The 24,943-nt window shown below is 36.5% G+C and carries 18 protein-coding genes and 2 riboswitches; of the genes, 7 read left to right on the forward strand and 11 right to left on the reverse strand.

The annotated features are described in order from the left end of the window. Positions 1–30: 30 nt before the first annotated feature. From KHA94_RS05295 to sucA, 4 genes are all read right to left on the reverse strand, one after another. Positions 31–183, reverse strand: a complete 153-nt coding sequence (locus KHA94_RS05295; protein WP_213101041.1) for a hypothetical protein — start codon at positions 181–183, stop codon at positions 31–33. Then, a complete protein-coding gene (locus KHA94_RS05300; protein WP_213101310.1) occupies positions 158–2,311 on the reverse strand; it encodes a peptidoglycan D,D-transpeptidase FtsI family protein in 2,154 nt (717 codons plus the stop codon). Before KHA94_RS05300 ends, KHA94_RS05295 begins: the two co-directional genes overlap by 26 nt. 530 nt (positions 2,312–2,841) lie before the next feature. Then, positions 2,842–4,083 carry a 2-oxoglutarate dehydrogenase complex dihydrolipoyllysine-residue succinyltransferase gene (gene odhB / locus KHA94_RS05305; RefSeq protein ID WP_213101042.1) on the reverse strand — a complete coding sequence of 414 codons (1,242 nt, stop codon included), beginning with the start codon at positions 4,081–4,083 and terminating at the stop codon, positions 2,842–2,844. Position 4,084: 1 nt separating this feature from the next. Further along, positions 4,085–6,928 carry a 2-oxoglutarate dehydrogenase E1 component gene (gene sucA / locus KHA94_RS05310; protein ID WP_213101043.1) on the reverse strand — a complete coding sequence of 948 codons (2,844 nt, stop codon included), beginning with the start codon at positions 6,926–6,928 and terminating at the stop codon, positions 4,085–4,087. 369 nt (positions 6,929–7,297) lie between these two features. Then, positions 7,298–7,412, forward strand: a riboswitch (SAM riboswitch). A gap of 142 nt (positions 7,413–7,554) precedes the next feature. Between sucA and KHA94_RS05315 the strand changes: the two genes are divergently transcribed. The 4 genes from KHA94_RS05315 to metH all read left to right on the forward strand — a co-directional run bounded on the left by KHA94_RS05315 (position 7,555) and on the right by metH (position 15,345). Next, entirely contained in the window at positions 7,555–8,667 is a 1,113-nt protein-coding gene (locus KHA94_RS05315) for a methionine biosynthesis PLP-dependent protein (protein WP_213101311.1), read from the forward strand. Further along, the gene (gene metC / locus KHA94_RS05320) at positions 8,664–9,830 is read left to right on the forward strand and encodes a cystathionine beta-lyase (RefSeq protein ID WP_213101044.1); all 1,167 of its coding nucleotides are present in this window, start codon (positions 8,664–8,666) and stop codon (positions 9,828–9,830) included. Before KHA94_RS05315 ends, metC begins: the two co-directional genes overlap by 4 nt. Positions 9,831–10,049: 219 nt before the next feature. Beyond that, entirely contained in the window at positions 10,050–11,915 is a 1,866-nt protein-coding gene (locus KHA94_RS05325; RefSeq protein ID WP_213101045.1) for a bifunctional homocysteine S-methyltransferase/methylenetetrahydrofolate reductase, read from the forward strand. Beyond that, entirely contained in the window at positions 11,893–15,345 is a 3,453-nt protein-coding gene (gene metH / locus KHA94_RS05330; RefSeq protein WP_213101046.1) for a methionine synthase, read from the forward strand. Before KHA94_RS05325 ends, metH begins: the two co-directional genes overlap by 23 nt. 92 nt (positions 15,346–15,437) lie before the next feature. Here metH and KHA94_RS05335 read toward each other — a convergent pair whose 3' ends face one another. Further along, positions 15,438–15,761 carry a DUF3889 domain-containing protein gene (locus KHA94_RS05335; protein WP_213101047.1) on the reverse strand — a complete coding sequence of 108 codons (324 nt, stop codon included), beginning with the start codon at positions 15,759–15,761 and terminating at the stop codon, positions 15,438–15,440. Then, positions 15,758–15,907: a hypothetical protein gene (locus KHA94_RS05340; protein WP_213101048.1), complete on the reverse strand. Its 150-nt coding sequence runs from the start codon at positions 15,905–15,907 to the stop codon at positions 15,758–15,760. The genes KHA94_RS05335 and KHA94_RS05340 overlap by 4 nt, the downstream gene beginning before the upstream one ends. Positions 15,908–16,058: 151 nt before the next feature. Between KHA94_RS05340 and KHA94_RS05345 the strand changes: the two genes are divergently transcribed. Then, on the forward strand, positions 16,059–16,448 hold the full coding sequence (locus KHA94_RS05345) for a globin domain-containing protein (RefSeq protein WP_213101049.1): 390 nt from the start codon (positions 16,059–16,061) through the stop codon (positions 16,446–16,448). A gap of 157 nt (positions 16,449–16,605) precedes the next feature. On the opposite strand, the gene KHA94_RS05350 is transcribed toward KHA94_RS05345, so the two are convergent. The 4 genes from KHA94_RS05350 to KHA94_RS05360 form a co-directional block, all read right to left on the reverse strand. Beyond that, entirely contained in the window at positions 16,606–17,178 is a 573-nt protein-coding gene (locus tag KHA94_RS05350; protein ID WP_213101050.1) for a glycerol-3-phosphate acyltransferase, read from the reverse strand. Positions 17,179–17,428: 250 nt separating this feature from the next. Further along, positions 17,429–19,597 carry a beta-propeller domain-containing protein gene (locus KHA94_RS05355; RefSeq protein ID WP_213101051.1) on the reverse strand — a complete coding sequence of 723 codons (2,169 nt, stop codon included), beginning with the start codon at positions 19,595–19,597 and terminating at the stop codon, positions 17,429–17,431. A gap of 403 nt (positions 19,598–20,000) precedes the next feature. After that, complete coding sequence (locus KHA94_RS26235) at positions 20,001–20,129, reverse strand: hypothetical protein (RefSeq protein WP_275950862.1); 129 nt, start codon at positions 20,127–20,129, stop codon at positions 20,001–20,003. Between the two features lie 203 nt (positions 20,130–20,332). After that, complete coding sequence (locus KHA94_RS05360; protein ID WP_213101052.1) at positions 20,333–20,773, reverse strand: ferritin-like domain-containing protein; 441 nt, start codon at positions 20,771–20,773, stop codon at positions 20,333–20,335. A gap of 189 nt (positions 20,774–20,962) precedes the next feature. On the opposite strand from KHA94_RS05360, the gene KHA94_RS05365 reads away from it, so the two are divergent. Continuing rightward, entirely contained in the window at positions 20,963–21,955 is a 993-nt protein-coding gene (locus KHA94_RS05365; protein WP_249365311.1) for a thermonuclease family protein, read from the forward strand. A gap of 80 nt (positions 21,956–22,035) precedes the next feature. Here KHA94_RS05365 and thiT read toward each other — a convergent pair whose 3' ends face one another. Then, the gene (gene thiT, locus KHA94_RS05370) at positions 22,036–22,635 is read right to left on the reverse strand and encodes an energy-coupled thiamine transporter ThiT (RefSeq protein ID WP_213101053.1); all 600 of its coding nucleotides are present in this window, start codon (positions 22,633–22,635) and stop codon (positions 22,036–22,038) included. Positions 22,636–22,701: 66 nt separating this feature from the next. Continuing rightward, positions 22,702–22,804, reverse strand: a riboswitch (TPP riboswitch). Positions 22,805–23,026: 222 nt separating this feature from the next. Between thiT and KHA94_RS05375 the strand changes: the two genes are divergently transcribed. Next, on the forward strand, positions 23,027–24,757 hold the full coding sequence (locus KHA94_RS05375) for an AAA family ATPase (RefSeq protein WP_249365312.1): 1,731 nt from the start codon (positions 23,027–23,029) through the stop codon (positions 24,755–24,757). Positions 24,758–24,943 lie beyond the last annotated feature (186 nt).

A 24,943-nucleotide genomic window follows, 5' to 3' on the forward strand; every position in this document is an offset into this window, starting at 1 on the left:
ATAAATAAATCAAGAGGCTGATGATAAGTCTTAAAAAGGAAAGCAGCTAAGGATACTGACACATTTTTCCTTAGCTGCTTTTTTAATGGAGATTATTTTAAAAAAAGTAGCTATTGCTCCACATTCAAGTGCTGTTCTTGCCTTTTCTTTTATATCTTCAAAGACCGTCTTCGTTTCTTTCATTTATTTCACCTGTATTTTTAGCACTTTCATTTCCCATTTGACGCTGTTTTTTTAGTTCAAAATAAGTATCCATAACTCTTTCCGCAAGTTCAAGATTCATATTATGGCCTTTCCCTGAATCATATGCCCAAGGTACAATAACTGCGATTGCCATTTCCGGCTCATCCGCTGGTGCATAGCCAACAAAGCTTAAATTAATGACTTCATGAAGCTCTTTGCCGAATTTCTCTTCTTTATCAGGTCCATCATAAAATGCTTGGGCAGTACCAGTCTTGCCAGCAGGGTTATAGTCCTTGTCTCCAAAAAAAGAATAGGCTGTTCCGCCTGGCTCCTGTGCAACTTTTTTGAATCCCTCTTGAACCCTTTCAAACCATTCTACATGCCCTTCTGCACGGTTAAGAACTTTCGGAGAAATTTCTTGTACAATCGGCCCGATCTCGTGATTTTCCATTAAAGGCTCATGAATCGACTTCACAATATGTGGCTTCATCCGATTGCCGCCATTTGCAATAGTAGAAGCATATTGAGCTAGCTGCATATTTGAATACGTATCATACTGTCCGATCGAAAAGTCAAGAAGTAAACCTGGGTTTTCAGCTGGTCCTTTAAACCCAATTTGTTCATTAGGAAGGTCAATTTCCGTTCTCACACCAAGACCATATTGTGCAAAGGATTCTCTCATTGTTTTAAACCCATATTTAAGATTTAATGGTAAGGTTCCATTAGGAATGTATTTACCATCACCAATGTTAATAGCTATGTGAAACATATAAACGTTCGAGGACCTTTTTAGTGCATCAAGATCATTAACAACACCAAGGGGTTTCCATGACTTTTTTACAGGTGTTTGATGAATTTTCATCGGAGTGTCTAAATATCTTTCACCTGGCTTGATTGCCCCAGTATTATACCCCGTCATGATCGTCGCTCCCTTAACTGCTGAACCGACGTTATATGCCATTGAAATATTGCCAAGTGCATCATCCTGCATTACTTCTTGGCCTGTTTCCTTATCTTTAACAATTTGTCTGCCTGCCATTGTAAGTACCTCTCCTGTGCGTGGATCCATAATTACAACATTGGCGCGATCCAGCAATGAAGTACCACTAATATTTTTTGCTTTCTTTAACTCTTCTTCAATAATCTTTTCTGTTGCTTGTTGTAACTCCATGTCAATACTTAGTACAAGATCCCTACCTCTTTTTCCATCTGTGATCGGAATCGTTTCAAGAACCTTGCCAGCTTTATCCGTTACATTTTTAACTTTCGCTTTTTGGCCGTGCAGAACCTCTTCGTATTGCTGTTCAATATAGCTCTTTCCTACCCGATCATTTCGACTGTAATCCCTTGCAAGATAGTAATCAAGCATGTCTGCGGGTAAGCCTTCTTCAGATTCTGTCACTTTCCCAAGAACAGATTTTAATGTTGAATCAAAAGGATAGTATCTTTCCCAATCTGTTGTCGTATCAACGCCAGGTAGAAGCTGTAGATTTTCGCTTACAACTGCAAATTCTTCAGGCGTTACATTTCTATTTTTTACAATTTGAGGTGTCAAAGCATATCCAGTTGAAAGCTCTCTATAAATAGCAAGAACTTCTAAATCCTCTGCTGTGAGCTCATTCAATTCTTCCTCAGTAATGCGATCACGTTTTAACCGGTAAATTTTCTTGTCTAATTCTTTTCCCTCAAAATTTTCCTTCAATTTATCAATTTCTTTTTCAGAAACCTTTTTATCAGCTCGTTTCTGATTTTTCATAATCCAGAAATCTCTTTTATCTCCCTCTTGAACCTTATCCAAATCCTTTTCTATGAGCACAGCAAGCTTATTTGCTACTTTAAGCATATCATCTTGCTTAACTCCTGCGTTCTTTGTATAGGTAATAGCATTTTGCGGAATGTTATCAACGATCACCTTTCCTGTCCGATCATACATCTTTCCCCTTGGTACAGGATTATTGACGGTTACATCCTCTGTTCGTTCAATCTCCCGTTTATAATCGTCTCCATACACAATTTGAACAACACCTAATCGAAGAATCAATACAGAAAACGATATAAACACTATCAAAAATAAAAGGTTTAAGCGGAATGGAATATGTGACTTTTTTTTCTCTTTCTTTTTATTCAATTTCAAACGACCCCTCCCTCCTTTAAAAAAGGTTAACTTGTTTCTCCCTTAATTCATTCTATAAGAAATTACTAAATTTTTCTATATATAGAAATTGTTACATCAAAAAAACACGAGTTTGCTAACCTATTCATGAGCACTTAATGTAGATTTGTAAAAGTGAAAAACAGATTGAGAGGGTAAAAATTTCTGATGTTTTAAGTATTAAAAGATAATAGAAATGCTGCTAATTCAAAGCTTGTATTAAGTTATTATCAAACTATTTTATTTAAATGAATGATACAAAAAAAATAGCCCTCTTATTTTGATTAATCTTCTTTCAAAATAAGAGGGCTTATCCTTTTGTAAATTCAAAACTTACAGCACTTTCTGAATCGAACTTGTTACATGACAACATTATTTATTATAAATGCCTTTTTAATAATGAACTGCACCCCAATTGTTAGACACAACTGACAATTGGAAGTGCAGTCTTTCTAAGGTTAAATATACATTTGATGAGAAACTTTAATAAGTAGCTGTACTATTAATTAAGCCTCAAATAATAATGATTCAGGGTCTTCAATTAATTCTTTTACTCGTTTAAGGAAGGTTACTGCTTCTTTTCCATCGACGATCCTGTGATCGTAAGAAAGAGCAATATACATCATTGGACGATTCTCCATTCTTTCCGCATCAATAGCAACAGGACGAAGATTAATCGCATGCATACCTAAGATTCCTACTTGCGGCCCATTGAGAATCGGTGTTGAAAGTAATGATCCGAATGTGCCTCCATTTGTAATTGTAAATGAACCACCTTGAAGGTCTTGAAGTGATAACTTGTTATTTCTTGCTTTTCCTGCAAGATCCATAATATCTTTTTCAATTTCTGCAAAGTTTTTGCGGTCTGCATCTCGAACAACAGGGACAACAAGGCCTTCATTTGTGGAAACGGCAACACCAATATCATAATACTTTTTCAAAATAATTTCGTCACCTTGAATCTCAGCATTAAGCAGCGGGTTTTTCTTTAATGCTGCAACAACGGCTTTTGTAAAAAAGGACATAAAGCCTAATTTTACATCGTTTTCTTCTAGGAATTTATCTTTGCGCTTTTTGCGAAGATTCATGACATTCGTCATATCGACCTCGTTAAAAGTAGTAAGCATTGCAGCAGTATGCTGAACTTCAACAAGACGGTTAGCGATTGTTTGGCGGCGGCGCGTCATACGAATGCGCTCTACTGGCTTGCCAGATTCTTGCTGTACTGCAGCTTTCGGTGCTGGTGCTGGTACCGATTTCTGCTGCGGGTTAAAGGAAGATACATCTTGGGCACGAACTCTTCCAAGCGGATCAACGGTTGGAATTTGTGTTAAATCAATACCCTTTTCTCGTGCCATTTTTCTAGCAGCTGGTGAAGCAATTGTGCGTTGTGTTTCGTTGTTTTCTGCTTGAAGTGCTGCGTTTTTCTCAGAATGTTTCACAGTTTCAACAGGAGTTTGCACTTTTTCTTCTTGTACTGGTTCAGCTTGAGCAGAAGCTCCAGTCGCTTCACCGTTTTCATCAACTACAGCGATTGTTTCGCCTACATTGACATTATCTCCTTCTTGGAATCTAACTTCTTTTAATACTCCTGAAAAATCAGAGATAATTTCAACATTTACTTTATCTGTCTCTAATTCAACTACATAATCACCTTTATTAACAAATTCACCTGGTTTCTTTAACCATTGTGCAATTGTTCCTTCTGTAATCGATTCTGCAAGCTCAGGTACTTTAATTTCTGCCACCTTATTTTCCTCCTTCATGTTTACGCGTTAATGCTTCTTCAATAATGCGGGCCTGTTCTATCTTATGAATAACTGGGTCCCCCTCTGAAGGGCTAGAACGGCGACGTCTTCCTGCATAATTTACATCAACGCCATCTTTTGTAATTGCTTTTAATCTCGGCTCAACAAAGAACCATGCACCCATATTTTTTGGTTCTTCCTGTACCCATACGACTTCCTTCAAGTTTGGATAACGGTTAATTATGTCTTCAATGGTATTCATCGGGAATGGATAAATTTCTTCTACTCTTATAATATGGAACCAGTCTTTATTTTCAATATTTTTTAGACTATCTGCTAAATCAATGGCCATTTTTCCACTTGCCAAAACAATCCGTGTTACTTTTTCAATATTCTCACCAAGCAATGGCTGCTCAATAACAGGCTGGAATTCTCCTTCACTTAATTGAACGCCACTTGAAGCAACAAGAGGATGACGTAATAAACTTTTTGGCGACATAATGACTAGTGGTCGCACCTCTTCACGATTCAAAATGGCAGCCTGTCTGCGTAGAATATGAAAATATTGAGCAGATGATGTTAAGTTGGCGACGGTCCAGTTATTTTCTGCAGCTAATGATAAAAATCTCTCTAATCTGGCACTTGAATGTTCTGGTCCTTGTCCTTCATAGCCATGTGGCAGCAGCATAACAAGTCCAGATTTTTGCCCCCATTTTGCACGTCCAGCAGCGATAAACTGATCAAATATGACTTGAGTAGAGTTGGCAAAATCTCCAAATTGTGCTTCCCATAGCACTAATGTTTCAGGTGCAAAAACATTATAGCCATATTCAAATCCGAGAACAGATGTTTCAGATAGTGGGCTATTATGAATCGCAAATGATCCTTTCGCTGATGGTAATAAATGAAGCGGAGAAAATGATTTTCCAGTTTCATTATCATGCAAAACGATATTTCGATGGGCAAAAGTTCCCCTCTCCGAGTCCTGACCTGTCAAACGAATCGGTGTTCCATCCTTTAGAATAGATGCAAATGCCAATGTTTCAGCATGTCCCCAGTCGATTTTTCCTTCACCATCTAGCGCGTCCAGTCTTCTCTTCAATATTTTATCAAGCTTATTGAAAACAGAAAAATTTTCTGGGAATGCCAATAATTGTTGGTTAATCTCTTTTAATAAATCAATTGGGACTGCAGTATTTAATTTCGGCAGACCTTTTTCAACATATTCTGGAATATTCATTGATTCGATTTCAATTTTCTTATCAGGAACCTTTTCATAGGCAGCTTTTAGCTTAGCAATGATGTCTTCTTCCAATTGTACAACTGTTTCCTTTGTAACAGATGATTCACTTAATAGCTTTTGACTATATAGTTCCTTCACTGTTGAATGGCTATGAATGATTTTATACATCAAAGGATTCGTTGTCATTGGCTCATCCATTTCATTATGACCAAAACGACGATATCCGATAAGATCAATTAAGAAGTCCTTTTGAAATTTTTCTCTATATTCACAAGCCAATCTTGCGGCAGCGAAACAAGCTTCCGGATCATCTGCATTCACATGCAATATGGGAATTTCATACCCTTTTGCTAGGTCACTTGAATACCTGGTTGATCGTGAATCACGTGATTCAGTTGTAAACCCAATCGTATTGTTCGAAATAATATGAATGGAGCCGCCAGTATTATAGCCTGTTAGCTGTCCCAGATTAAGAGTTTCTGCCACAACTCCTTGACCTGGAAATGCAGCGTCTCCATGGATAATGATTGAAAGCGCAGAACTAAAATCAACTTCTGGATAACCTTTTTCTGAACGATTATCCTGAGCAGCACGTGTATATCCTTCAACAACAGGGCCAACAAATTCTAAATGACTTGGATTATTCGCTAGAGTAAGACGAGCAATGGTTGTGTTTTCATCTTTAATTTTTTTATCTAATCCTAAATGGTATTTTACATCCCCTGTCCAGCCATAACTAATGCCAATTGAACCTTCTGAAGGAACTAGCTCTTTATTAGGAGCATGCTGAAATTCAGCAAAAATCATTTCATAAGGCTTCCCAAGTACATGGGCAAGGACATTTAGACGTCCACGGTGAGCCATACCAATATTGATTGTCTTTGTCCCATTTGATACGGATTCAGAGACAATTTCATCAAGTAATGGAACTAAAGTGTCCAATCCTTCAATGGAAAATCTCTTTTGTCCTACAAATGTTCGGTGAATGAATTTTTCAAATTCCTCAACTTCAGTAAGTCTCTTTAGAATTTTAGCTTTTTCTTCAGTTTTTAATTTAGGTTTTAGACTGCTTGTTTCAACTTTTTTGCGAAGCCAGTCTTTTTCGTTTTCATCGTATACATGATGAAATTCATAAGCGATCGTTTCCGTGTATACACTTTTTAAGTATTCAATTGCATCATAGCAAGTTTTTAGAGGAATAGGAGCATCCTTACAGATTATACCTGCAGGAAGTGAACGAAGATCCTCCTCTGTTAAACCGTACTGTGAAAGCTCAAAAAGATTTTTTTCAGGGTTATAATCTTTTAATGGATATATATCAGCAGCTCGGTGGCCGTAAGATCGAATATTATCTGCCAAACGAATAACAGCCAGTGTTTTTTCTAATTGAATAGCTGATGTGTATGAGCCGCTAGCTTCAACTTTTGGAGCGCTCGTTTTTACATCAATTGGTGAGCCTGTTGCATCAAAATAGGCTCTCATATCTGGATCTACTGATTCTGGGTTTTGTAAATAATTTTCATATAACTCGATGACATAGCCAAGGTTCGGGCCATAAAAACCTTCATCAAAAGGTCTCTCGCCATTCAATGGCTTTTTCATGAAAAAAACCTCCATCACTGTATTGGAAAAAACCTATTTCCTCATTAACCTCTCCCAAAAAAACTATAAAATGTAAATTGAAAGAATAATATTATTTTTCAGGGATAAATAATTTCCAATGCAATTTTATCACTTTAAAGTGACTAATTCAAAGGTTTTAAACATACATATAGTGTAAAGTTTCCTCGTAAATGTAAAAACAAAAAACTTATTCTGATAAAATAATTACAATATTTAGACAATAAACTTTAATCTGTTCTTCCCTTACAATTTTTAGCCTCTATAATTCGTATAGAAAAAATAGTTATCAGAAGGGATTGACTTTTCAGAATGTAATAGTGTAAAGTTTAAAAAAAATTAAATACGAATTTCTTATCAAGAGAGGTCGAGGGTAAGGCCCAGTGACGCCTCAGCAACCATCAATCACATATGATTGAAAAGGTGCTAATTCCTGCAAGTTTTTTTAAAACTTGAAAGATAAGAAGAATGGCGCTGTTTCTTTTGAAAAGTCTTCTTCTTATAAGAGGGCTTTTTTTATTTTTTAACTATAAAAAAACTAAGTTTACTAACCTATTAAAGTGAAATTCAATGCTAAAAAATTCTCATTTGATTAAGGAGTGTTAATGATGCATAAGGTTGATACAATACTTGCACAAATCGGTAATCGAAGTGAAACGTCTACAGGGACGGTTAACCCCCCTGTATATTTTTCAACTGCCTATCGCCATGAAGGGATTGGTCAGTCAACTGGATTCGATTATATCCGTACTGGTAATCCTACAAGGGCTTTATTGGAAAAAGCAATTGCGGAGCTTGAAGAAGGTGATCAAGGATTTGCATGCAGCTCTGGAATGGCTGCTATACATACTCTCCTCTCACTTTTTCAAGCCGGTGATGAATTTATCGTGTCAAAAGATCTTTATGGTGGTACATATAGACTCTTTGAACAAGGCTTCAAAAAATGGGGGCTGCAGTGCAAATATATTCGAACTTTCTCTGAAGAGGTTCTTACTAAAGAAATTTCATCTCAGACAAAAGCGATATTCATCGAAACGCCTACAAACCCATTAATGGAGCAAACGAATATTGCAGAAGTAGCTTCGTTCGCTAAAAAGCATAATTTATTACTTATTGTTGATAACACTTTTTATACACCTATTTTACAAATGCCTTTGAAATTAGGAGCAGACATCGTTATCCACAGCGCAACCAAATACATAGGCGGACATAATGACGTATTGGCGGGCTTGATTGTTGCTAAGGGAAAGGATTTATGTGAGCAGCTTACACTATATCACAATGCGACAGGTGCGGTGCTTAGTCCCTTCGATTCTTGGCTGCTCATGAGAGGGATGAAAACTCTTGCCCTCCGAATGGAGCGACATGAAAAAAATGCACTTAGAATAGTGGACTTTTTATCAAGTCATGATGCAGTTACGGATGTCCTCTACCCAGGGCGTGGAGGAATGATATCTTTTCGGATCAAAAATGAAGAATGGGTGAATCAGTTTTTGCAAAGCCTCAACCTTATTTCATTTGCTGAAAGTCTTGGAGGAGCTGAGAGCTTTATTACCTATCCTGCTACCCAGACTCATGCTGATATACCAGAGGATATTAGAATTGAAACTGGAGTATGTAACCGATTATTACGATTTTCAGTAGGAATAGAAAATACAGAAGATATTATTCATGATTTAGAAATTGCATTTGCCAAAGTCATGGAGGGGGTGGCGATATGAGTGATGCAAATGACTATTCATTTGAAACAAAGCTTCTATATAATCAGCATAAGTTTGATCCATTAACAGGTGCGGTTAGTGTAGCAATACAACATGCCTCCACCTTTCATCAGAGCGATTTCGATACATTTGGCAAATACGATTATGGCCGAAGTTTAAATCCTACACGTGAGGCACTTGAATCTGTTATTGCGGAGTTAGAGGAAGGAACACATGGATTCGCTTTTTCCTCAGGGATGGCAGCCATCTCCACTGCCTTCCTCCTATTATCACAAGGTGATCATGTAATCATTACGGATGATGTGTACGGTGGGACATTCCGATTCGTCACGAAGGTTCTTTCACGATATGGAATTGAGTACACATTTGTCGACATGACCGATTTAGAGGCTGTAAAGAAGGCTGTTCGTCCAAATACGAAGGTGTTTTATGTAGAGACACCTTCCAATCCCCTTTTAAAGGTTTCTGATATTAAATCAATTTCTTCGATTGCTAAAGAGCATGGGGCATTAACATTTGTTGATAACACTTTTTTAACGCCTGCCCTACAAAGGCCCCTTTCTTTAGGAGCTGATATAGTGCTACATAGTGCAACGAAATTTTTATCGGGTCATAGTGATGTCGTAGCAGGTTTAGCAGTTGTAAAAAATACTGAACTAGGGAAAAAACTAGGGTTTTTACAAAATTCTTTTGGTGCAATTTTAGGAGTCCAGGATGCATGGCTCGTTCTGCGTGGACTGAAAACATTACATGTCAGAATGGATCAATCTATGAAATCAGCAAGGAAACTCGCATCTTTTTTACAAAAAAATCCAGTAGTCAAACGAGTATATTACCCTGGAATTGCCGATCATCCGCAATATCAAATCCAAATGAGACAGGCTAATGGCCCTGGTGCAGTCATTTCATTTGAACTTGAAAACGAACAGGCAGCTAAAGAGTTTGTTTCTAGAATTAAAATTCCTGCATTTGCCGTAAGCTTAGGAGCGGTTGAATCAATCCTCTCCTACCCTGCAAAAATGTCTCATGCATCAATGTCAATAAAGGAAAGACATTGCAGAGGAATTACTGATGGACTTCTCCGTCTATCCGTCGGTTTGGAAAATCCCGATGACTTAATAAATGATATTACATCTGCTCTATCACTGATTAACGAGGTTTAAAACTCCATTTTTGAAGTTTCAATTGATCGCAGATTAACGGGCTGTAAGACCCCCACTTCAAGAAGTTGAGTTAAGAATAAATTTCTAAGTGGGGGATCAACAGCCCGTAAAAGCCCGATTGGTTCAACTAACAATCAGTGGGGAATGAAGGAAAACCCCCACTGATTGAAGTTTCACTTTATCTATTACATTTAAAACGTATTGCTAAGGAGGATGGAAATGAGTTTCCTAGAAAGAATGAAAGATGAAATTTTAATAGCTGATGGTGCAATGGGAACTCTTCTTTACTCTTATGGAACGGATAGTTGTTTCGAAAATTTGAATCTCTCCCATGCTGAACAAATCCAGCAAATTCATGAAGCATACATTCTTGCGGGCGCGAATTTGATTCAAACCAACACTTACGCTGCTAATTACTTAAAATTGCAAAGATATGGACTAGAAGAACAGGTGAAAGAGATTAACACCTATGCGGTTAGAAATGCTAGAAATGCTATAAAAAAAGACGCGTATGTTGTAGGAACAATAGGTGGAATAAGAGGAATAAGGCCAAATACTGTTTCAATTGAGGAAATAAAGAGAAGCTTTAGAGAACAGCTTTATTGCCTTTTGCTAGAAGGTGTGGACGGTATCTTGCTAGAAACCTATTATGATCTTGAAGAGCTTGAACATATCTTAGCTATTACAAGAAAAGAAACGGATTTGCCGATTATTGCCCAAGTTTCTCTTCATGAGGTTGGAATTCTCCAAGATCAAACACCAATTTCTGAAGCACTTTCTCGCCTTGAAAAGCTAGGGGCTGATGTAGTTGGGTTAAATTGCAGACTCGGCCCACACCATATGCTGTTGACTTTAGAAGGGATTCCCCTTCCAAAGCAAGCTTATTTATCCGCTTATCCAAATGCAAGTATGCCTGCTTATACAGATGGCAAATTTCATTATGAAGGAGATTCTGAATATTTCAGGCAATCTGCAAGGGACTTTCGGAATCAAGGTGTTCGACTTCTTGGAGGATGCTGCGGAACAACTCCTGATCATATTCGTGCATTTGCAAAAGAATTAAAGGGACTCCCTCCTATTACTGAAAAGAAGGTAAAGAATAGTAAAAAGATAATTATTTCAAATTCATCTGCAACCTTACGAGAAGATCCTCCTTTGCAGGATATAGTTAAAGAACGAGCATCCATTATCGTCGAGCTTGACCCACCCAAAAAACTAAATACAGATAAATTTTTCGAAGGGGCAAAAGCGTTAAAAAATATTGGAATTGATGCGATTACGCTCGCGGATAATTCTTTAGCTTCTCCAAGAATTTGCAATTCGGCAATTGGTTATCGGATTAAAAAGGAAATAGGCACACGGCCATTGGTCCATATTACATGCAGAGATCGAAATATTATTGGATTGCAGTCCCATTTAATGGGGCTGCATACCCTTGGACTTCATGATGTTCTTGCTGTCACTGGTGATCCAGCTAGAGTTGGAGATTTTCCAGGGGCATCGTCTGTTTATGATATGTCTTCATTTGAATTAATCCAAATGATAAAACAATTAAATGCAGGTTTATCCATATCAGGTAAAGATCTTGGTGAAAAAACAGCTTTTTCTGTTGGTGCTGCTTTTAATCCGAATGTGAAATCACTTGATAGAGCTGTGCAGCGACTTGAGAAAAAAATCGAATATGGCGCCGATTACTTTATAAGCCAGCCTATTTTTTCAGAGGAAAAATTAATAGAGGTTCATGGAGCAATTAAACATTTAAAGAAACCGTTATATATCGGGCTTATGCCATTAACAAGCAGTAAAAATGCAGAATACCTTCATCATGAGGTACCAGGTATTAAAATATCAGATTCAATTCGCGCTCGAATGGCTGAGCTTAAAGATGACTCGATACTTGCTGCTCGTGAAGGAATTACCATTACGAAATCTTTAATTGATGCTGCAGCAGAATTATTTAACGGAATTTATTTAATTACTCCGTTTATGCGCTATGAAATATCAGTTGAATTATCAGCATATGCCCATGAAACAAGTGCCAAGATTTCAAGGAGGAGACAAAATGCGGAAGTCACAATTAATTGAACAACTCAAGAAAAAAATACTCATTATGGATGGCGCAATGGGAACTATGCTTCAGAACGCCAATTTGTCAACTGAGGATTTTGGTGGAGAGGAATATGACGGTTGTAATGAAAACTTAAATATCACTTCCCCTTCTGTTATAGAGCAAATTCATATTGAATATTTACAAGCAGGCGCAGATATTATTGAGACGAATACTTTTGGTGCGACAGGCATTGTTCTGGATGAGTACAATCTTGGCCATAAGGCGTATGAGATAAATAAAAAATCTGCACAGATAGCCAGAAAAGTAGCTGATCAGATTTCAACAACAGACTGGCCAAGATTTGTTGCGGGCTCACTTGGTCCAACAACTAAAACATTAAGTGTCACTGGCGGTACAACTTTTGAAAAACTTATTGAATCCTATGAAGAACAAGCGATTGGGCTAATTGATGGACAAATTGACCTTCTTCTTTTGGAAACGAGTCAAGATATGCTGAATGTAAAAGCTGGATTTATCGGTATTCAAAAAGCATTCGAAAAAACAGGAAAGCAATTGCCTATTTTTGTTTCTGGCACAATCGAACCAATGGGTACAACACTAGCTGGTCAATCGATCGAAGCATTCTATATTTCACTGGAACATATGAAGCCATTAGCTGTCGGTTTGAATTGTGCGACTGGACCTGAGTTCATGCAGGAACATATCCGTTCCCTATCAAGTCTTTCCTCAGCTGCAATAAGCTGTTATCCAAATGCAGGATTACCAGATGAAGAAGGACAATATCATGAAACACCTGAATCGCTTGCGAAAAAGCTGGGGGGATTTGCTTCTGAAGGCTGGCTCAATATTGTCGGAGGTTGTTGCGGAACGACACCAGAACATATTAAAGCCATTGCTGATGAAATGAAAAAGTATCCACCAAGAAATTTTGATAAAAAATTAGTCCATAAAGTTTCCGGTATCGAACCTCTTATCTATGATGATCCTACCCTCCGTCCTATTATGGTTGGAGAACGCACAAATGTCATCGGGTCTCGTAAGTTTAAAAGATTAATAAAAGAAGGTAAATATGAGGAAGCTTCTGAAATTGCTCGTGCACAAATGAAAGGAGGAGCACATGTCATTGATGTCTGTCTCGCAGATCCTGATCGTGATGAAATCCATGATATGGAATCCTTCATGAAGGAGCTTGTCAAAAAAGTGAAGGCCCCTCTTGTTATCGATTCAACTGATGAGAAAGTTATTGAAAAAGCTCTTTCATATTCACAAGGTAAGGCCATTATTAACTCTATTAACCTTGAAGACGGTGAAGAGCGATTTAGTGCAATTGCTCCCCTCGTCCACAAATACGGAGCTGCCGTTGTTGTCGGAACGATTGACGAAAAAGGCATGGGTGTTTCAGCTGAGAAGAAGCTTGAGATTGCAAAACGGTCCTATGATTTGCTCGTTCATAAATATGGCTTTCAACCAGAAGATCTCATTTTTGATCCTCTTGTTTTCCCTGTTGGCACTGGTGACGAACAATATATAGGAAGTGCAAAAGCAACAGTTGAAGGGATTCGTCTAATTAAAGAAGCCTTCCCTGAAGTTCAAACTATTCTTGGAATCAGCAACATCTCTTTCGGCCTCCCTCCTGTCGGTCGTGAAATTTTGAATTCTGTTTTTCTATATCACTGTACACAGGCTGGACTCGACTATGCGATTGTCAATACCGAAAAGCTTGAAAGATTTGCTTCCATTCCAAAAGAGGAAGTTAAGCTTGCGGAGTCACTATTATTTGAAACGACTGATAAGTCACTTGCTGAATTTACCGACTTTTACCGAGATAAGAAAAAAGAACAGAAAAGCATCATGCCTGACATGACGCTTGAAGAACGCCTTTCCTATTATATTATAGAAGGAACAAAGGAAGGACTTATTCCAGATTTGGAAGATGCATTAAGCAGATATCCTGCCCCACTCGATATTATTAATGGACCATTAATGAATGGCATGAAGGAAGTCGGACGATTATTTAATGATAATCAGCTCATTGTGGCAGAGGTTTTGCAAAGTGCAGAGGTAATGAAGGCTTCTGTTTCATTTCTTGAGCCTTTTATGGAAAAAGACGATTCAAGTGCAGGAAAAGGTAAAATTGTATTGGCTACCGTAAAGGGTGATGTACATGATATCGGTAAAAATTTAGTCGATATCATTTTAAGCAATAATGGATATGAAGTAATCGATCTTGGCATTAAGGTTCCACCTTCAGAGCTAGTTGAAACGATTAAAAGAGAAAAACCAGATATGATTGGATTATCAGGGTTGCTCGTAAAATCTGCTCAGCAAATGGTCCTAACTGCTCATGATTTGAAGCAGGCAGGAATAGATATCCCTATTCTTGTTGGCGGTGCTGCTCTTTCACGTAAATTCACAGATACAAAAATTGCTAAAGAATATAATGGACTTGTCCTATACGCTAAAGACGCCATGAATGGACTCTCCATCGTCAACCAGCTGCAGAATCCTGAAGAATATGAAATATTAAAGCGTGAGCATTTAGAAAAGCAAGCAAAGACTCAAAATGCTGTTCCATTTGATAGAAGCACGATTTCAGCTGCAACTGCTGTAAAAGTTCGCCCAAAACTAAATACGAATGTTCCAGTTTATATACCTTTAGATTTAAAACGACGTGTTTTGACATCGATTTCAATCTCTCATATTGAGCCTTATATTAATAAGCAAATGCTGATTGGACATCATCTTGGTCTAAATGGAAAGCTTGAGAAGCTGCTTGCAGAAGGCGATGAAAAGGCAATAAAAATTAATGAAATTGTAAATGGATTAATTGAAGATGCAAAAGAAAAAGGCTGGATCGCCCCAGCAGCTGTTTATCAATTCTTCCCTGCCCAATCAGATGGAGATAAGGTACTGATTTATAATGAAAAGCAGACGGAAATAATCCAAGTATTTGAATTTCCAAGACAGGAAGTAGAACCATATCTATGTTTAGCAGATTATTTAAAACCAAAGGACAGCGGCCAAATGGACTATGTCGCCTTTTTTACTGTTACGGCTGGAAAAGGGATTAGGCAGGTTGCTGACAATTTAAAGTCACAAGGAAGATTTCTAGAATGTCATGCACTGCAATCACTTGCACTTGAAACAGCAGAAGGCTTTGCAGAACTCGTTCATAGACAGATACGTGACCGTTGGGGCTTCCCTGATCCTGTTGATATGACAATGAAAGCACGCTTCGCTGCGAAATATCAAGGGCAACGCTTTTCATTTGGCTATCCAGCTTGTCCTGATTTAGAGGATCAGCGAAAGCTATTCAATCTCATTCGTCCTGAGGATATTGGTGTTCATTTAACAGAAGGCTGTATGATGGAGCCAGAAGCATCCGTTTCTGCTATCGTTTTTGCTCATCCGGAGGCTAAGTATTTTAACGTGTCAAAGACTTAGGTTATTTTGAAGTGAATGTCGAATCAATAATCAGGGCTGGTTTTATTTAAAGTCAGCCCTGACTGTAATATTAAATATATTGTTTCCCCTACCTATACTGCTGATTTTTTTACTATAATACGAATCACTCTGTCATTTTTGGGGTTAAATTCGATATTAATAAATAATCCGAATTCTTTCCCTCCCTCAACGAGCCAGAGCTTAAATTTTTCTATCGAGGACTTTGCTTTGTCCTCCCTGCCAATATGCAGATAATCGACAATATTCGCTTTTGGGTATTTTTCCTTTGCCGTTTTCACAGCTAGTTGTCCCCATTTTGCATAGGAGGGTGCTTCAGGTTGGGCATAGGTTAATGTTGAAGGAATAAAAATAAGCATAATCAGACTAAATATTACAGGAAGAGTCTTTCTATTCATTCATCTTCATACCCTTTCCCATTTTTTAATTCCTCTCTTATCCGTTCTTCCTCTTCTTTCACGGAAATATATGTTATTTGTTCCTGCAATAAATGATGATATATATCTTTTTCTTCTTGGCATTCAAATCCTAAATCTTTTTTCATTCCTATTACTTCCCTTCAATTGTTCGTTTTGTAATAGAATTTGACAATGCTCTCTTTGTTATTCCAAGTTGCGTGATTCATGTCACAAAGTCTGAATCCTTTTAAGTTTATAATTAGAATTTATCAGAAAAAATAAAATGTGGTGAGTATAATGGATAATAAATTTATTTCTCTATATACGGAAATTGGTGGCGCAGAAACGATTGAAAAGCTTGTAAATGCATTCTACCCACGAGTTTATGAGGATAAGGATTTAAGCCCTTTGTTTCAAGATGATATGGAGGAAATAAAAAGAAAACAGATAATGTTTCTATCACAATTTACTGGAGGTCCTGCTCTATACAGTCAGGAATTTGGACCTCCTGCTATGCAAAAACGCCATCTTCCATTTGAAATTACTCCGAAACGGGCAAAATGTTGGCTCCATTGCATGAAAGAAGCATTCGAGGAGATTGGTCTTAATGATCATCCTGCTGGAAATCTGTTTTATGATCGATTAACACAAGTCGCAGCAATAATGGTTAATTCTCCTGATCATTAGAAAAGTGCAAAGCTCGTTAATAATCAAAAACGAGTTAAGGCAAAATGAAAAGGCATGGTTCCAGTGCAATACCGGATTCATGCCTAGCAAACAGCCTAATGAATAACCCGTGTCTAACTTTTGTGAGTCACTTCATAATCATGCTTTTTTCCATCACTTAAGTATGTCCAATTTTTTTAAATAAATTTTCAGAGTGAGCAAGGATAATGATGACTATCAACGTTGAAAGTACGAACAAAAGATCAATGGACTTGTAAAAATATAATACGGCAACCGGAATCATACAAAACGAAGCGAGACCTGCAATGGTAAAGCTTTTAGTCAGAGGATAAATAATTAAAAATACTATAATAATCAACAGTGCTAACAATGGTTCAAAAGTAATGATTCCGCCTATAAAAGTTGAAACCCCTTTTCCCCCTTTTAAGTGAAAAATAATTGGTTTAATGTGACCAAGTACGGCTAGTGTTAAACCTAATAATAGCTCAATTTCCGAGAGATTTAGAATCCTCCCAATAAGAATGACGAAGCAGCCTTTCAGTGCATCCCCAAGAAATGTGATGACAAATGCTTTTTTTCCATATAATCGCCCAATATTTCTTGCACCTGGATTACCTGATCCTTGAGTATGGATATCCCCTTTTTTTCGAATGAATTTTACTATAATATGAGCTGTTAATAAATTCCCGATAAAATAGGAGCCAATATAAAATAAAATCGTATTCATCATTAATATCTCCAGCCTTTTTAAGAGCAGTTTAATAGCCGTGATTTAAGCTAGTAATATGTGTGGTACATCTATTTTAGGTGATACTTAATATATAGATATGTATGATACTAGAATATATCCTTATTATCCTAGATTTTATATTTATAATTCAATAGAAAAGGCAGTTTCATAGGTCTTTTTTTCGACCATGAAACTGCCCTATTTCTGTCTAATAGAAATTTTTCATTACGTGTAAAAACTTCTTTCTCCATTATTTTTTCAAGTTCAGTTCTCTCTGCAGCTTATATGAACCGATTTCATAAGAAGAAATTTTCTGCGGTGATAATGTATATAATGAATTTCCAATAAACAATAATCTATCTATGTTGTTTTCCCATTCTTCATATGGTGCTGTAGGGTTCTGATGAGATAATTTTGTCTTTAATGTAAATCCCTTATTTAAGTCAATATTGTAGACATAGACACCTTGGAATTCATAACTGGAGTCATATTGACTATTTTCTAAATTTTGATATACGGTTATCGGAAAGGCAAATAGATTTTTCTTTTTATCATATAGAAGTGCTTTATGGTCATGGTTGAGAGGTGAATATGTTCCTCTGCCTCCTATAATTTCAGTGAATTTTTCTTTAGGATTAGCCATGTCACTAACATCGAATAGCGAGATTTTTACTCCATTTGTTAAAATAATCGGCTGATTTCTTTCTCCTTTCCCACTTAATACTTTCGTATCATGCCCGAAGCCAATAATATGGTTTTCATCATAAGGGTGCAGATAGTTGCTAAATCCAGGTATTTTTAATTCTCCTATTACCTTTGGCTCTTGTGGGTTTGAACCATCTATAACAAATAATGGATCTGTTTGCTTAAAAGTCACAATATATATTCGGTCATTCATAAAACGTGCGGAATAGATTCGTTCACCTCTAGCTAAATCCTCTAGTTCTCCAACCTGCTTTAAATTTTGATCAAGGATATAAAGATTATTTGCTGATGGCCTTTGATCATCCCAAATCTGGCCTTTTGTTGTGGCAATTCGAAAATATCCTTTATATTCATCCATTGAAAATTGGTTCAATACCGTTCCCGGAACTTCACTATAGCTATGGAAATCTACTTTCATCCCCTTAACTGTAAATTTATATACTGATGTATCAAGCTGGAAGGATGGATCATTCTGTGTTGAATAAGGATAATAATTCGTAACGGCAAGATAAAGATTGTCTTTTGACATGTAGATATTATCGCCGCTTCCTAAATAAGTTGAGAGACTTATATCTGCCTTTGGATTATTCAGGTCAATTACAGCAATATTCGTGAAATTTGATTCATTGGAATCTGGGAAATATTGAATTTTATTATAGTCTATCGGCTGTATTGCGGTATGTTTTGCGGAATCAAAGTATTTTGGCCTCATATCCATTTCTGGATTATCTTTCAGCAACCATATATCTGCATATTTATTTGCGATTAAATATACTTTACCATCCATTAATCTCGATGACATAAGGTGGCCTTCAATTTCTATCTCTCTTACTTTTTTAGGGCTCTTTTTGTTTTTCACATTATAGATGTAGACTTTTGTTGTTTCATGGATAGGGGCAATCCTTATTTTTGAGCTTTCATTATGCATGGGCATATTCATCTGTCCATAACTATTACCCATAATCACCAATTGATCCTTGTGCAAAAAGATTTGATAAGGAGAGAAGGATTGTTCGAATGCAATCTGTGACTCTAAAGACATTTGATTCGAAGGAACTGCTTTTACGATTTGAACTTTTCCATCTACGACCTGATAGATATGTGATCCATCTGTTTTAACGACATCTCCTTCATCAATTCCTTGAACTTGTACATTTGTTTCTGAAAAATCCGCACCTGCATCATTAGATTTCGACGATTCCTCTTTAGCGGTATCCATAATACTTACTGTAGATTTTATTCCTCTTTGCTCTTCTTTTAATCGTTTTAATAGGTGGGCATTCAATTTGCTTTTTGAGTCAGCGGTAGGCAGTTTCTCTTTCACTGTGAAGGTTTGCTTATTTATTTTTAGCATGTTTCTTCCTAAATCGGATTTTATATCTTTTGTGACATATAATGTATAATATTGTGATAACAATGAATAGCCATCAGCTGGAGGTTCAACCATAATGGTTTTCTGATTATTACTCAAAGAAAGGGATACCTTTTGCTTCTCTCCTTTTTCATTGCTTACATAAACAGTTTTTTCATTGACACTTGCTGGTTTTAGTTTTTCTGAAAAATGAATTTTCCAAACCTTATTTTGAAGTACAATCATTTTATCATCACCTTCATCCATTCCGCTTACAACCTTTAATTGGGTTGTAAAGAAAAACGAGAGAAAGATTATGAAAAATGATACAACTCCGATAATAACAAACCATTTATTTTTCATTGACTTCACCCCTTTATTAGCTATTGACGCAGATCCACTTCCGTTCGTTACAAATATTGTATAAAAAACCAAAAAGTTTACACTCTGTAAAAAACTTAAAGTTTAAAGCACTTTTAACAATTGCGCTTGTAAGCTTTGGTGAATTTTTAAGCAAGAGTTTTTTTGTTTACAGAGTGACCAACAAAAACGCCACGTCCTCAATAAAAAGTTTTTCCTCGTACGATGTCTTACTGCAGCAGCTTTACTGCCCTGTCACATAGTCTGCCTAGCACATCCTATACTTCAGAAAAACTTCATTGATGAAGTTTCATTGGAGATTTAATTTCATTTCTAATAAGTTAATCTCCTAAAAAACAAAAAACCACTCAGAATTTGAGTGGATATGCTCTTACTTATATGAATTTTACCAGTCCTGTGTATTTTCAAGTAATCTATCAATTTCAATCCGTCTGATTATACTACTAAAATCCTCATCTGCCATTTCCTCTGTTGCGTCTAATAGTTTATCAATATCAGTCTTTATTAAGATCACAATCAGACCTCCTTTGTTGAATTGGAGCAATAAAGTGAAACTTCCATCAGTGGGGGTCTTACTGCCCGTTAATGCGGGATAAATAATATTTTTAATAGATTATTCGCCATCTACTTGTTCGTTTTGGGGGTACAAAAAATGACAACTTTTATCTTCAAAATGAAAAAGAAATCGATTTTTTCCCAATTTCTTTTCTATTGATCTTAATATTTTTGCTTCGTCAAAAAATATAAAAACCATACAGCATGATTTTGTTCATCTAAAGCCGCACGTTTATAAGCATTTTTTATTGTTTGATCTGTTGTTTCGTCAGCGACTTCTAAATAAAAATCCACAGTTTGCTGTTCATCAATTAGTGCATACTCCAGCCCTCTTTTATAATTGTTAGGGCATCGATCCATTAATTGAGGACTTGGTTGTCTACCAGTTAGATTTACATACATTTGTGAAAATGTTTGAAGATGCTTACTTTCATCTTGTTTTATTTCAAGGATTTGCTCTTTTTCTTTTTGTGTTGGCGCCATATTTGCTAGTTTTTGATAGCATTGAATAGCACTGTACTCACCATTAATAGCTTTCGTTAAATTTGCGATTATTTTTTCAGTTTGTCTATATGAATTTGTATAATCATAATATGGATACAATTCTATACCTCCTCATCAAAAAAATATCCCTTTATAATACGAGAAGTTAAAGATAATGTGCCTATTTTTGATTCTTTTGTTTGGAAGTAAAAAATTGTATTTGAGATGAATAATCGAAAAACAAACAAAAATTAAATTGATTATGGTATTATATTGTACCGTATGGTTGTTACATAGGAGGTACAAGTTTTGTGCAAATTTAATCGAATCATCATTTTTGTTTTTACTATTTTTAGCTTTTTTATACTCCCTACATTAACAGCAGCTCATAATGGAGCACGGGATGAATTAGGAGGGCATTTTCGCAAGGCAGATTGTGTCTATTTACTTCATGAACCTTCCTCTATTGCAAAAACAGCAGCCAATATGGAGGAACTCATTCAATTAATTAAAAAATATAACAGCAATTCCAGTTGTGCATCTGGTTTGTCCAAAGAAAAAGTGGATTTAGAAGGCTATTCATTTCCAAACCAAAGTAAAACAGATCAAACGGAAGTTTTACCACCATCTGTTGATATGTCTTCTACAGAAGGACCAAATGAGGCAATTAAGTTAGGAATGAGGTACCCCGCTGAACTTGTAAAATGCATCGATGGGGATACTGCACACTTTAAGATAAACGGACAAACCTATAAAACAAGATTTTTATATATCGATACACCAGAAAGCACAAACAAAATAGAACCGTTTGGAAAAGAGGCAAGTACATATACATGCTCCTACTTAAGATCTGGAAATATTACTCTGGAAACGGATGGAGATCGTGTTTTCGATAAATATAATCGCTTGCTTGCATGGGTTTGGGTTGATGATCAATTGCTTCAAGAGGAAATAACAAAAGCTGGTTTAGTTGAGGATTTCTATGATTATGGAAACTATTTATATGAAGACCGCATTGTTTCTGCAATGGCTGAGGCAAAAAAATTATCAAAGGGTATGTACGCACCTTCAGATGAAGAGAAGAATGATATAGAAAATAAATCAGTGGCCATTCCTGATAAAACCGAAGAAACTTCTACGGATAATACACAAACAGAAAAAATCGATAACAATCAAAAGGATGAAAGCAGCAAAGCGAAAGAAAAAAAGAATGAGGAAAATGGGATTTCTGACAAAGTAATAATTGGATTATTAGTAATCGTTTTTCTGTATATTTTTATTAAAAGAAAAAATAGAAAATAATTTCCAAACAAAACTGCACTATGATTGATCAACAAATTCTATCAATCATAGTGCAATTTTTAATGAAGTCCCCTATTTTATTATGATACTATTTTATGCTCGATTGCTAGTGTATTGTCTTTTCTAATAATTAATCTAGGCGCAGTTGATACTAATAGGACAGCAACAAATGAACATAATGTAAATGCACCTAGCATTGTTACACCATTTACCGCGAATGAGAATAGAATTGGATCCATTCCTTCTGGTGCGTACTCTCCAAAGAAAATTGCTCCTGCAATGAAATGCCAGAAATATCGCGCCAGACTGCCAACAAATATTGCGGCAACGATCCATCCATAGGCTTTTTTCTTGTCGCCGAAACGCAATTCCTTTTGTATCAGATTAAAAAATAAACCTGCAAAACCAATGCAAGCAAATGCGATGAAATATTCAATGAATGCTTGAGTAGGTGTAGCAATCCAAGCGTCACCCATTACGATCTGAAGAATACCCCAAAGTAAACCTGAGATTAAGCTAACACGAAACCCCCAGCGAAAGGCTAGAATAAAAATAGGTATCATTGCAACTGAAATCGAAATATTTGGTGTTGGCTTAATCGATGGCAATAAATCTAGAACAATAGCAAATGCAGCAAAAAAAGAAGCCTCGATCAATGCAATCAGACTTATTTTCTTCATAAAAAATCTCCCCTTTTGTGTCATACGTTACCTCAAGGGGAGAATAGAAATTCATGCAAAATAAACATTCTATTCATGCCACATTCCTACGCTAGAATTAACTAACAGGTTCGAAGGGTCAGAACAACTATGTGTTCACTCTCAGCAATTTGCTCCCCTTGTGGTTACGTTTATGTAATTATTCCTAAATTAGTATATATTACTTTCCAACATATGTGAAGTTGAAATGACTATTTTACTCCTTTCTCAACTTTTATAATTCCATATTAAATTTTGTTTTCTTAATTTAACGAATATAATTTCCAATGTTTTCTTCACTTTACATGAAAATGGGTCTATCCCTACCCTATTTATGTTATTTATAATAAAAATACATAAGGGAGGGAATAAGTTGAAATTACGTATAAATAAAGCATCAACAATTACAATAATATTTGTAGCGTTTTTGGTGATTTTAGCAGCAGTAATTTGGACTGTTCAAGCAGGAAAAAAAGCTGAACAAATTCCTTTTTCCTCCGTTGAGAACTTAGTAATTGCTCAAAAAGGTGAGTTAGTTACAATCAATGAACAAAAAGACGGAAAGCTTTTTATTTCAACGAGTAAAGGTAATTATGTTTCATATATTCCTCCGAACAGCCAAATGATAGATAATATAGTAGAAAACTATAATGTTCAATATACATTTTCTTCTAGCAGCCCTTATACTCCATGGATTTTTGGCGGGTTGGTTGCGTTCCTGGCAGGAATAGGCATTTATTTATATAAATCCGGAAAAGGCGGTCTAGGAGCTGCTAATTCATTGAAGCAAAGTGTTTCTAAAGCAACAGCTCTACCCTCTATTTCGCTTGCCGATGTAGGCGGTATTCAAGGTGAAATGAAAGAGGAAATTTTGCAAACTCTAACAACAATTAAAGATCCAAATCGCTCTCTCAAAATGGGCGTTAAACCTCCAAAAGGCATATTACTATACGGTCCTCCTGGGACTGGTAAAACATTACTTGCCCAAGCGATCGCAAAGGAAATTAGTGCTACCTTTTTTTCTACGAGTGGTTCTGCATTTAATGAAATGTTTGTTGGTGTCGGAGCTTCTCGTGTCCGGACATTATTCCAAAATGCAAGAAAGCAAAAGCCTGCTGTCGTATTTATCGATGAAGTCGATGCCCTTGCTGGTAAAAGAAAACAGCATGGCGGTGAGGAAAGTGAAAAAACATTAACGGAGCTTCTCGTTCAGCTTGATGGTGGACAATCAAATGATGGGATCCTATTCATCGCTGCAACGAATCGGAAGGATATGCTCGATGATGCCTTCCTACGTCCCGGTCGTATTGATTTTTCTTTCCATGTCCCGCTTCCAGATACAAATGGCAGAAAAGAAATTATTGAAATTCAAGCAAAAGATCGTGTTTTGGCAGACGATGTTAAGGATTCACTTGAAGATCTGGCAGAAAGTACTTCAGGTTTTTCAGGCGCAGAGCTTCATTCCCTTTTTGAAACAGCAAGCAGAAGAGCTGTTCGAAATGGACAGGAAGTAATCTCGAAAGAAGATCTAGATTTTGCACTGGATCGTACCGTCCTTGGAAGTACAACAAGAGTCTTGCAAGATCCTGATACAAAACAGAGAGTGGCTATTCATGAAGCTGGGCATGCTCTTGTTGCCGCAATTACTAAACCTGGCTCTATTCGTAAAGCGACCATTATTCCGCGTGGACAAGCACTTGGTTATGTTGCACCGATTCCGAAAGAAATGCACTTATCAACTACAAGTGATATGCTTGATCAAGTAGCCATGATCTTGGCAGGTGGTGTAGCTGAGCGGCTCATTCTGGGTGAACATAGCATTGGGGTAAGCGGTGACGTCCAACAAGCCAAGCATGTGATAGAGCAAATGGTTGATACAGGTTTACTTGAGGATGGTTTTACATTAACCTTTAATAAGGTTGAAAAAGAAACAAAAATGCAAGAGCTTTTCCATAAGGCTTTAGAAAAAACCGAACTACTCATCAATACCAATCGATTACAATTTGATTCATTAGTCCAAGCACTACTGAAAAAAGAAACATTAGAAGGCTCTGAAGTTCAAAAAATTGTTTCATCTTCAGAAAAAGAATGTTCTTTTGCATAAAATGCCGGCTCTCTTTAGGGCCGGTTTTTTTATCTTTTGTTGACTTATTTTGATCCGGAAAATATCTGTAATTCCGGCAAATTACGCTAATTTTTGATTGAGGAAATCAGGAAATGTCTGAATTTGCGCTTTCCCGAGAAATATTAATTGAATATTTCGCTTATCAATAAATAACCAATCTAACTT

The organism is Cytobacillus citreus, assembly GCF_018343665.1.
Classification (GTDB): domain Bacteria; phylum Bacillota; class Bacilli; order Bacillales; family Cytobacillaceae; genus Cytobacillus; species Cytobacillus citreus.